This is a genomic window from Saccharothrix luteola (genome assembly GCF_020859565.1).
In the GTDB taxonomy this organism is placed as follows: domain Bacteria; phylum Actinomycetota; class Actinomycetes; order Mycobacteriales; family Pseudonocardiaceae; genus Actinosynnema; species Actinosynnema luteola.
On the sequence record NZ_JAJHUO010000014.1, the window covers coordinates 250512 to 260777 of the forward strand.

Consider the following 10266-nt stretch of genomic DNA (forward strand, 5'->3'; position numbering starts at 1 on the left):
CTTCGCCGACCGTCTTGGTCTTCTTGGGGGGAATCTCGTGATCAGACCGGGTCTCGCGCTGCTCGCCGCCCTGGTGGCGTCGGTCGCGCACGTGGTCGCGCTGCCCACCGGCGCGGCGGCCGAGCCGGTCGCGGCGTCCGCGCCCGCGTTGTCCGGGTACACGGCCGTCACGCCCGTACGGGTGCTCGACACCCGCACGGGGGTCGGCAAGGTCGCCGCGGGCGCGACCGTGACCGTGGACCTGTCGGACCGGCTGCCGGCGACGGCGACGGCGGTCGCGCTGACCGTGACGGGGCTCGCCGCGTCGGCGGCGACCACCGTGACCGCGTACCGGGCCGGCACGGCGCGGCCGGACACCGCCGCCGTGAGCCTGCACACCGGCGAGAGCCGTTCGGGCTCGGTCACCGTCCAGGTCGGACCGGACCGCAAGGTCGACCTCACCCACGCCACGGGCTCGCTGGACCTGGTCGCCGACCTGAGCGGGTACTACGCCACCGGCAGCGGCGCCAAGTACCGGCCCACCCCGTCCGCGGAGCTGTTCGACCTCGCGATCGGCGCGGCGGCCACCAGGACCGTCGACCTCTCTGCCCGCGTGCCCGCGGGCGCGACCGCCGTGGCCATCACCCTCACCGGCGGGCAGACGACCGCGCCGACCTCGGTCACGGCGTGGCGGACGGGCACCGCGCGGCCGGGCACGTCGGTGCTGACCACGGCGGCCCGGCGCACGGCCTCGAACCTCGCCGTGGTCGCGCTGGGCGCGGACCGCAAGGTCGACCTGTTCAACGAGGCCGGCACGGTCCGCGTGATCGGCCAGCTCGCCGGCTACTACGGCGCCGACGCCACCGGCGCCTTCGTCCCGGTCCCGCCGCGCCGAGTGCTCGACACCACCACCGGCCTGGGCGTCCCCTCCGGGCCGGTCGCCGCCGGCGGCTACCTGGCGTTCGACGCGACGGTCGGCGCGCCGTCCCTGCCGATCACCGGCGTGGTGGCCAACCTGACCGGCGCCCAGGGCACCGGGACGGCGCGGTTCGGCATGGCCCAGGACTGGTCCGGCGACTACCCGGCGCGCACCCTCTTCGTCGAGGCCGCGCGGACGGCGACGACCCAGGTGTTCGCACCCCTCTTCGACCGGCAGGTCAGGCTGAAGAACCTCGGCACGTCCGGCGCCGCGCACCTGCTCGGCGACGTCACCGGGTACTTCGTCGGCACGTGCGCGGGCGACACCGGGTGCGTGTTCGCGTGGGGCCAGGGTCAGAACGGCCAACTCGGCGACGGGTCGAGCGGCTACCGCGCCGATCCGGGTGCGATCCCCGGTTTCGGCGACGTCGTCGCCATCGCGGCCGGTTCCGCGGAGAACCTGGCGCTGCGCGCCGACGGCACGGTGTGGGCGTGGGGCTACAGCTCGGCAGTGCCGGGCCACCGGTCGGAGCGACCCGCGCGGGTGCCGGGGCTGTCCGGGATCACCGCCGTCGCGGCCGGTGCGAGCAACGGCCTGGCGCTCGGGTCCGACGGCACGGTGTGGTCCTGGGGGAGCACCGGCATGGGCCAGATCGGCGACGGGGTCGACTACGAGTCGGACCACCAGACCACCCCCGTGCGGGTCGCGGGTCTGACCGGTGTCGTCGACATCGCGGTGGGCCAGCACAACAGCTACGCCGTGAAGTCCGACGGCACCGTGTGGTCTTGGGGCTACAACTTCCTCTCCAGGCTCGGCAACGGCGTGGCGTGCGATCAGGACGTGCCGGGAACCTGCTCGTCCAACGTGCCCGTGCAGGTCGTCGGCATGACGGACGCGGTCGCGGTGAGCGCCGAGGGCTTCGCGCTCAAGTCCGACGGCACGGCGTGGGTGTGGGGCTCCAACGCGTACGGCCTGCTGGGCACCGGCTCGACGGACAACCTGGAGGAGAGCCTGGTCGCCATCCAGGTGCCGGGACTGACCGACGTCGTCGAGATCGACGGCAGCAACGCCAACCGCTACGCCCGCAAGGCCGACGGGACCGTCGTCGCGTGGGGCAGCAACGCGAACGGGCAGATCGGCAACGGTTCGACGAGCACCGCGCACGTCCGCACGCCCACCCCCGTGTCCGGGCTGACCGGCGTGGTCGACATCGCGTCGGGCGAGGCGCACAACGGCTACGCGCTCACCTCGGACGGCACGGTGTGGGCGTGGGGCTACAACTGGAACCACCAGTTGGGCACCCCCACGCCGGCCTCGTCGAACGTGCCGTTGCGGGTCGCGGGCGTGAGCGGGATCGGGGTCACCCGGATCGCCGGCTACGCGTACGGCGCGCTCGCCCTGGTGCCGACGGGCTGAGCACCGTCGCCGGCCGTTTCCTGGGAGGCTGGGGGGCATGACCGTGCGACGGATCGTGGTGCTCGGCGTGAGCGGGGCGGGCAAGTCGACGTTGGCTCGCGAGGTGGCCCGCGTGGTCGACGCCCCGCACGTAGAGCTGGACGCGATCCAGCACGGCCCGGACTGGACGACGCCGCCGGACGACGAGTTCCGGGAGCGGCTGGCTGCGGCCACCGCGGGGCCCGCCTGGGTGGTCGACGGCAACCTCGCCGCCCTGACCGCCGACGTGCTGTGGCACCGGGCCGACCTGATCGTGTGGCTGGACCTGCCGCTGTGGGTCGCCGTGCCGCGGTTGCTGCGCCGCAGCACGGTCCGGATCGTGCGCCGGACCGTGCTGTGGAACGGCAACCGGGAGCGGCCGGGCTTCCTGGTCGGCCGGAACTCGGTGGTGGCCTGGGCGGTGCGGGCCCGCCGGCGGCACCTCGCCGAGTACCCCGACCGGTTGGCGCGGGCCGGGGTGCCGTGGGTGCGGCTGCGGTCCACCGCCGCGGTGGCGCGGTGGCTCGCGGGGTTCAGCGCGGTGAGCCGACGCCCACCCGGAACGGGTCGTCCCGGTCCAGCTTCCCGGTGAACAGGCCCTGGAACAGGTTCAGCTTCTGCATGTTCGACGTGCCCTCGATGAACTCCAGGCCGCGCGCGTCGCGGACCAGCTTGTCCAGCTGCGGGTGGTCGAAGCGCGCGCCGACGCCGAAGAACTCGCAGGCCGCGCGGGTCGCGTCGAGCGCGAGCTGCGACGCGCGGGCCTTGGCCGCCGACGCCAGGTAGCCGTCGGAGGTCCGGGCGTCGACCGCGCGGGCGGCCAGGTGCACGAGCGCGCGGGCCGCCGTGATCCGGCGGCCCAGCTCGTCGAGCCGGTCGCGCTCGTCGCGGCGCAACGTCGTGCGGTGCTCGGCGACGTACTCGTGCGCCGCCCGCGCGATGCCGAGCGCGATCGCCGCCACACCCGGCCGGAGCAGGTTGAACGTCTGCACGAACGCCCACATGCCGCGGCGTGACGGCGAGAGGTGCCGTCCGACGAAGCGGGAGGCGGGCACGTGCACGTCGTCCAGCGTGATCGCGCTGATCCGGGCGCCGCGCAGGCCGATGGTCTCCAGCGCAGTCGCCGAGAAGCCGGGCGTGGGCGTCTCCACCAGGACCGCGTTGATGCCGAGCGGGCCGGACCCGACGCGTGCGAACACGACCCCGAGCTGCGCCCGGCAGGCGTTGCCGACGTACCGCTTCTCGCCGGCGAGCACGCCGCCGCCGTCGACCGGGGTCAACGTCGACGTGAGGCCGCCCGCGTCGGACCCGCGGTCCGGCTCGGTGAGCGCGAAGAACGTCCACAGCGGCTCGGCGAGCATCCGCCCGTAGAACCACTCCTTCTGCTCGGCGTCGGCGAGCAGGTCGACCAGCACGCCGGCCAGCAGCGGGCCGGGTGACGCGACCAGCATGCCGACGTCCGCGCAGGCCAACTCCTCCATGATGATCGCCCGTTCGAGGGCGAGCGTGCCGTAGAACCGGTTGCCCGCGATGGGGATGGGGACGTTCCCGTACTCCGGCGGGATGCCCATGGTCGACAGGTAGCGGACCGCCGGGAGGTCGAAGTGGTCGCGGATGAGCTCCGGGTCGCGGTCCAGCGCGAGCCCGAGGCGACGGAAGTCCGCGCCCCACTCGCGCACCTGGTCGCGCAACGCGACGAGCCGCGCGTCCAACGCGCTCACGACTCGACGCCCACGGACCGCACCCCACCGGCTCCAACCGCGCCCACACCGGCGGCATTCGCACCAGGGGCACCGCCGGCACCCGAACCGCCGGCACCCGAACCGGCGACACCGGCCGCACCGGCATCGGCCGCACCGACCGGACCCGCCGCCGTGCCACCCACGACATCCACGGGCCCACCACCAGCCAAACCGGCCGCCATGCCACCCACGACATCCGCCGATCCGCCACCAACCGAACCCGCCGCGACACCGGCGTGGGTGGTCGGGGTGGGCACGTAGGCCTCCGCCAGCAGCTCCGACAGGTGTGCCACCTGTCCCGGGCCGCCGACCAGGTACCCGCTCGCACCGAGCAGGTTCACCAGCCACCGGTCCGCCGCCGTGATCCTGGCGTGCAGGTGGGCCAGGATCACCCCGGGCGGCTCGCCCGCGTCCACGCCCGTCAGGACCGCGCGCACCTCCAGGTGCTCGATCAGCCCGTCGGCGACGGTCGACTTCACCATCTGCTGCTGGAGCAGGGTGGTGTTGCCGGTGCGCCTCCCGTTCAGGTAGCGCATGCACGTCTCGCGCAGCGCCTCCGACAGCCCCAGCCTCAGCCACACCAAGCCCAACGCCCAGGCGGCTCGCTGGTCGAACGCGCCGGGGTCGGACGTGCCAGGGTCGGTCTCGGGGTCCGCTGCTCTCAACCGAGGTACGAGAACACTGTTTCCGTACATTTTCGGGCCATCTTCACCCGATCGTGTATCCAGGACCCGCAACAGCACCACCGCCCCGCCGGGCAGGTCGATCGTATCCACAGTGGACTCGTCCAGTCCAGACCGGTCCACCACGACACCGTCCGCCCACACCCGGTCCGCCGACGCCGCGACCTCCTGCGGCACGACCGCGTGCCCACCCGGACCGCACGGCAGCAGACCCGGCGCCACGAGCGAACCCAGCAGCGTCAACGCGGGCGCCAGCCCCTCCTCCCGCGCGGCCCCGGGGCAGCGCGGCAACACCGGAGCGCCCAACCGCACCCGCCGCGTCCCCGCCGCGGGCCGCCCCCCGGGCCCCCCGAGCCACCCCCGCCGCGACCGCGCGGCCCCCCCCCCCCCCCCCCCGCGCCCCCCGCCCCCCCGCCACAACACCGCAGCGCCCAACCTCACCGACGTCGTCACCGCGCCTCCCCCACCACGGCCAGCCCGAGGTCGCCGGTCACCGGGTCGTGCTCGACGAGAACCACCCGTCCGAGCGAATCGGCCAACCCCTCCCACAGCGACGTGCACGGGTACCCGGCCGCCGCGGACCGCACCGTCCCACCGTGCCGCACCAGCTCCGGGTCGATCCCGGCGCCGGCGACCACGGCCACCCGCTCGTCCGGACCCACCACCGACGCCAGCGCAACGGCGAGGGCGTCCGGCAGGTCGACCACCGCGACCCCCGGCGTGTGCACCACCGACAACGGCGCACCACCGGGCTCCAGCAACAACGCCACCCCGGCGTCACCGGCGGGCCGGTCGTCGACCTCGTAAGGCAACGTCGCCTGGTCGGCGATCACCACCAGCGCCCGCGCGAAACCGTGCCGCGCCGCGTAGTCCGACGCGATCCGCAACGCCGCGAACGGCGCGCACCGGCCGACGTCGGACACCGAGAACGACAACGGCGCGCCGGGCACCGCCTCGGCCAGGTACGTCGCCGCGGCCAGCCGGCAGTCGAGGTCCGGCGTGGCGTGGGCGACGATCGCCAGCTCCACCGGCCCCAACGGCGCCAACCCGGCGTGCAGCGACCGGGTCAGCGCGGTGAACGTCGTGCCCGGCGAGGCGAGCACCTCCGGCCGCACGGCGACCCCGTAGAGAGACGTGAGATCGGTGAAGTGGCGCAACGAGAACTCGTCGTCCAGCGAGCGGTCGGGTGCGACGCGGGTCCGCACGACCCGCGCCAACCCCAGCGCTCCCGCCGGGCGCGACGACGAGGACAACGTCGCCGAGGACGTCCGGTACACGGCTAGCGGTCCATTTCCGCGGCGACGAAGTCGGCCAGCGAGCGGACCGTCTCGAAGTGCGCCATCTCCAGGTTGTCGGTGTCGAACTCGACCTCCAGCGCCTCCTCCAGCTGCATCAGCAGCTCGAAGACACCGGTCGAGTCGAGGCCGAGCTCGTCGAACAGCCGGGACTGCTCGGTCAGCTCCGGCAGCTCGTAGTCCAGCACCTGGGCCAGGACGGCGGTGATGGCGCCGACGATCCGCTCGTGCGTGGCGTCGGTGGTGGCTTCGCTCATGATGCGGTTCCTTCGGTGAGAGCCGTGGCGGCGGCGAGGTCGGGGAGGTGTTGGTGGCGCAGCAGGTCCTCGGTCTCGTCACGGGTGCGCACCAGGTGCGCGCGCCCGCCGTGGACGAGCACTTCCGCCGGGTAGCCGTGGCTGAGGAACAGCACCGGCGAGGCGGTCGGGCCGTACGCGCCGGAGCGCAGCACACCGACGAGGTCGCCGGGCCGCACGGGCGGCAGCTCGACCTTCTTGCCGAGGGTGTCGTTGGGCGTGCACAGCGGTCCGGTGACGTGCCAGCTCTCGGTGGCGGGCTCGTCGACCCGGTTGAGCACCCGCATGGGGAAGTTCCGCTTGACGAACGACCCGATGCCCACCGCCGCCATGTGGTGGTTCGTGCCGCCGTCGGCGACCGCGAACTTCTCCCCCATCGACTCCTTCACGTACCGGACGCGCACGACGTACGTGCCGGCCGTGGCCGTGAGGTAGCGGCCGAGTTCCATGACCAGGCGCGTGCCGGGGTGCCGGTCGGCGAACGCGGCGATGATCGGGTTGACGCGGGCGGCGAGCAGGGCGAGGTCGAGGTCGCGTTCGCCGTCGAAGTAGGCCACGCCGAGGCCGCCGCCGATGTCGACCAGCTCCAGCGGGATGCCGAGGTGCCCGGCCAGCCGGTCGGCCAGCTCGAAGATCCGCTCGGTGTTCTCGGCGACCGCCTCCTCGGACAGGATGCGGGTGCCCATGTAGACCTGCACGCCCATGAACCGGACGTTCGGGTGCCGTGCCACGAGGTCGTCGGACGCGAACAGCTGCGACTCGTCGATGCCGAACTGGCGAGGCTTGCCGCCCATGGTCAGGCCGGAGCCCTTGACCGCGAAGCTGGGGTTGACCCGCAGCGCGACCGGCGCGCGCATCCCGCGCAGCGCGGCGAACTCCTCGATCAGCGCCAGCTCGCCGAACGACTCGCACACGATCGCGTAGACGCCCTCGTCGAGGCAGGCGGCCAGCTCGTCGGCGCTCTTGCCCGGTCCGAGGAAGATGATGTCGGCCGGGTCGACGCCGGCGCGTCGCGCGGTGACCAGCTCGGCCATCGACGACACCTCGGCCCGCGCGCCCCGGGCGTGCAGCACGGACAGCACGCCGATGTTGGGGTTCGACTTGAGGGAGAAGAAGAACTCCAGCCGCGGGTGCAGCAGCTCCTTGAGCCCGTCGACCCGGGACTCCAGCTCCTCGCCGTCGTACAGGTACAGGGGTGTGCCGTGCCGTTCGGCGATCTCGGTGATCCCGATGCCCTGCACCTCTAACTCTGCGCTCACGGTCGCGCCTCCAATCGGGAGGTGATGTCGTCGTCCACGCCGCGCAGCTCCTCGTCCGACGACGCGACGAGCAGGCCGTAGAGCCGCCCGTCGAACGCCGAGTCGGCGCGGTGGCCCGCGTTGACCGTGGCGAAGTTGTTGACCAGCAGGCCGGTGCCGCCGGCCCGGTCGAGCAGCAGGCCGCGCAGCAGCTCGCGGACCTCGGCGAACGGCAGCCTGCGGCGCAACCGCACGGGGTAGTGCCGCGCCAGCGCGATCTGCCCGGCGCCGACGAACCGCTCCTGCACGCGTGCCTGGTAGGTGGACATGTTGTGGCGGGCGTTGATCTCGACGACGGGGTAGAGGCCGTCGTCGGGGTCGACCATCGCGTCCACGCCGACCACGCCGAAGTAGCCGTCCGCGGCGAGCTTCTTGCCCAGCCGGTGGGCGGTCTCGGTGAGCTCGGCGACCTGGCCCGCGGTCAGCCGCGCGGGCATCCGGTGTCCTTTGTGGACGCCGCCTTCGGTGTGCAGCTCCTTGACGAAGTCGAACCGCACGTCGCCGCCGCGGGCCACGGTGAACTGGTAGTTGAGGTCGGCGCGCTTGGCGACCCACTCCTCGACCACGAACCCCACCCGCGCTCGGCCGGACTTCTCCACCTGCTTGGCGACCAGGCCGAGCAGCCGGTCCATCCGGCGTTCGCTCTCCAGCACCGCGATGCCCTTGCCGGAGACGCCCAACGCCTCCTTCACCACGACCTTGCGGCCGTCCGCGATCAGCTCGCGCGCCCGCTCGAACGCCTCGCGCAGCTCGTCCACGGTCTCGCAGGCCCACCCGGCGGGTTGGCGCAGACCCAGCTCGTCGGCCGCGCGTCGGCTGTAGACCTTGCTGTTGACCGCTTTGCACGTGCCGGCGTCCGGCGCGGCCAGCGCCATGCCGGTGCGCTCGGCCAGCTCGACTTCGAGGTCGGACACGCCGTGCGCGGTCAGCCGCACGCCCCGTTTGGCGAGGCCGGCCAGCGCCTTCAGCGTCGCGGGGTCGGCGAGGGCGTCGGCGGTGACCGTGCGGCGGGGGTCGGAGTCCGCCACGACGTGGATGGTGGGCAGGTCGATGCCCAGCTCGGTGAGGTAGGCCAGGTAGACGGGGTCGGGGGCCGCCTTGAGCACCACGTGGTCGTCGCCTCCGGCCAGCAGGAGCGCGAACTCGTCCATGTGGTTGACCACGGCCGCGCCGCCCTCGGCCGACAGCCGGGGCAGGGTGTGCTCGCCGAGCGCCCACCGCTGTTCGACCTCGAAGTTGCCGAGGAACGCGAGCGGGGCGTCCGGCGTGCCGAGCAGCGCCGACTTGAGCCGGCGGGTGAAGTCGGGTTCGTCCATGTCAGCGCTCCAGGACATCTCAGTGCTCCAGGACCATCGCGGCGAACGTCTGACCGAGGCCGGCGGCCGTCATCAGGTACTTGTCGCCGGGCTTGAGCAGGCCGAGTTCCGTCACCGTCTGGTAGTTGATGAACGGGTCGGCGCAGAAGCAGTGGCCGGTGGCGCCGAGGTTGTCCAGGAAGAACCTGTCGTTGGGCAGGCCGAGGTTCTTCGCCGCGACCGTCCACGACACGCGGTTGACGTTGTGGGGCAGCACGAGGTCGAGGTCGGCGACGCCGATGCCCGCCTCCTCGGTGGCCGCGCCGACGACCTCGGCCAGCGCGTCCTGGTAGATGCGGCGGGCGTCCTTGGCGATCTCGGGGGTCAGGTCGATCACGCCGTCGTCGCGGCCGTGGATGCGGCTGGCGTAGCCGCGCACGTGGTCGCGGTCGCCGTCGGCGGCCACCAGGATCGCCGCCATGCCCTCGCCCATGATCGACGTGTCGCGGACCCACTGGGTGAACGGCGTGAACGTCTTGTCGCCGGCCAGGATCAGGGCCAGCGCGTCGGGGTCGCCGTCGGCGGCAAGCAGCGTGCCGGCCACGTCCATGGCGAGCAGGCCGGTGGCGCAGCCGTGGTCGGCGACCGAGAGGGTCTTCGCGTGCCGCAGGTTCAAGGCCTCGCGGACCTCGTGCACGGGGCTGAGCGGGTAGGGCGCGGTGGTGCGCATGCCCTTGGCGCGGATGAGGTAGCGGACCCGGTCCTCCTGGCCGCGCAGCCCGTCCAGCTTCTCGGCCGCCGCGATCAGCAGCTGCGCCTCGGACAGGTCGGACTTGCAGATCCGGTCGAGGCCGTAGAGCCGGGTGAACCGGCGCACCTGCTGGTCGTCGAGGCCGAGCGGCTCCTTGAGGTCCGCGACGGCCACCGTTTCCGGCAGGTGACTCGAAACCGCCACCAACGCCGTCATGTGCGTCCTCCTCGCTCGCCCTGGCCCGTTGCCGGATCAAGGTTCGCAAGGCCCGCTGACACCGTGCTGACACTCCACTGACCGCCGCGTGTCGAACGCTCAGGCCCCGCGTGTCGAACCTCCAGGTCCCGAGAGTCCTACGTTCGCGTCGCGTGAGTCCTACGTTCAGGTACCCCGAATTCAACGCTCAGGTCCGGGCGCGGGGCGCTGAGCGTTGAATTCGGGGGTCGCGAACGTAGGAGCGTTATTCAGAACTCTTGATCGCTGGTGACAGCGCAACGGCCCCGCCTGGTTAAGATCGTTTTCCTCTCACAGAAGACGTCTGACCAGGAGCGGAGCCGTTGCGTTACCAGTCTAC

General features: G+C 72.9%; 9 protein-coding genes. 2 read left to right on the forward strand and 7 right to left on the reverse strand.

Annotated elements, in window-relative coordinates:
* Window positions 1–37 precede the first annotated feature (37 nt).
* Together LNK82_RS47810 and LNK82_RS21045 are read left to right on the forward strand one after the other, a co-directional pair.
* Entirely contained in the window at window positions 38–2314 is a 2277-nt protein-coding gene (locus tag LNK82_RS47810; RefSeq protein WP_230568739.1) for an RCC1 domain-containing protein, read from the forward strand.
* Window positions 2315–2351: 37 nt separating this feature from the next.
* Window positions 2352–2924 carry a P-loop NTPase family protein gene (locus LNK82_RS21045; protein ID WP_230568740.1) on the forward strand — a complete coding sequence of 191 codons (573 nt, stop codon included), beginning with the start codon at window positions 2352–2354 and terminating at the stop codon, window positions 2922–2924.
* Here LNK82_RS21045 and LNK82_RS21050 read toward each other — a convergent pair.
* From LNK82_RS21050 to LNK82_RS21085, 7 genes are all read right to left on the reverse strand, one after another.
* Window positions 2866–4053: an acyl-CoA dehydrogenase family protein gene (locus tag LNK82_RS21050; RefSeq protein WP_230568741.1), complete on the reverse strand. Its 1188-nt coding sequence runs from the start codon at window positions 4051–4053 to the stop codon at window positions 2866–2868. The genes LNK82_RS21045 and LNK82_RS21050 overlap by 59 nt on opposite strands.
* Window positions 4050–5069: a hypothetical protein gene (locus LNK82_RS21055; protein ID WP_230568742.1), complete on the reverse strand. Its 1020-nt coding sequence runs from the start codon at window positions 5067–5069 to the stop codon at window positions 4050–4052. The genes LNK82_RS21050 and LNK82_RS21055 overlap by 4 nt, the downstream gene beginning before the upstream one ends.
* Before the next feature lie 137 nt (window positions 5070–5206).
* On the reverse strand, window positions 5207–6034 hold the full coding sequence (locus LNK82_RS21065; RefSeq protein ID WP_230568743.1) for a beta-ketoacyl-[acyl-carrier-protein] synthase family protein: 828 nt from the start codon (window positions 6032–6034) through the stop codon (window positions 5207–5209).
* A gap of 2 nt (window positions 6035–6036) precedes the next feature.
* Window positions 6037–6309 (reverse strand): acyl carrier protein, encoded by a 273-nt coding sequence (locus LNK82_RS21070; protein ID WP_230568744.1) that lies wholly within the window; start codon window positions 6307–6309, stop codon window positions 6037–6039.
* Window positions 6306–7607, reverse strand: a complete 1302-nt coding sequence (locus tag LNK82_RS21075; protein ID WP_230568745.1) for a type III PLP-dependent enzyme — start codon at window positions 7605–7607, stop codon at window positions 6306–6308. The genes LNK82_RS21070 and LNK82_RS21075 overlap by 4 nt, the downstream gene beginning before the upstream one ends.
* Window positions 7604–8962 carry a preATP grasp domain-containing protein gene (locus tag LNK82_RS21080; RefSeq protein WP_230568746.1) on the reverse strand — a complete coding sequence of 453 codons (1359 nt, stop codon included), beginning with the start codon at window positions 8960–8962 and terminating at the stop codon, window positions 7604–7606. The genes LNK82_RS21075 and LNK82_RS21080 overlap by 4 nt, the downstream gene beginning before the upstream one ends.
* Before the next feature lie 19 nt (window positions 8963–8981).
* Complete coding sequence (locus LNK82_RS21085) at window positions 8982–9908, reverse strand: 3-oxoacyl-[acyl-carrier-protein] synthase III C-terminal domain-containing protein (protein WP_230568747.1); 927 nt, start codon at window positions 9906–9908, stop codon at window positions 8982–8984.
* Window positions 9909–10266 lie beyond the last annotated feature (358 nt).

Excerpts from the sequence above, each read along its gene's own strand:
- LNK82_RS21045 (WP_230568740.1), top strand. The coding sequence starts at position 2,352 with ATGACCGTGCGACGGATCGTGGTGCTCGGCGTGAGCGGGGCGGGCAAG.
- LNK82_RS21070 (WP_230568744.1), bottom strand. The coding sequence starts at position 6,309 with ATGAGCGAAGCCACCACCGACGCCACGCACGAGCGGATCGTCGGCGCC.
- LNK82_RS21080 (WP_230568746.1), bottom strand. The coding sequence starts at position 8,962 with ATGGACGAACCCGACTTCACCCGCCGGCTCAAGTCGGCGCTGCTCGGC.
- LNK82_RS21085 (WP_230568747.1), bottom strand. The coding sequence starts at position 9,908 with ATGACGGCGTTGGTGGCGGTTTCGAGTCACCTGCCGGAAACGGTGGCC.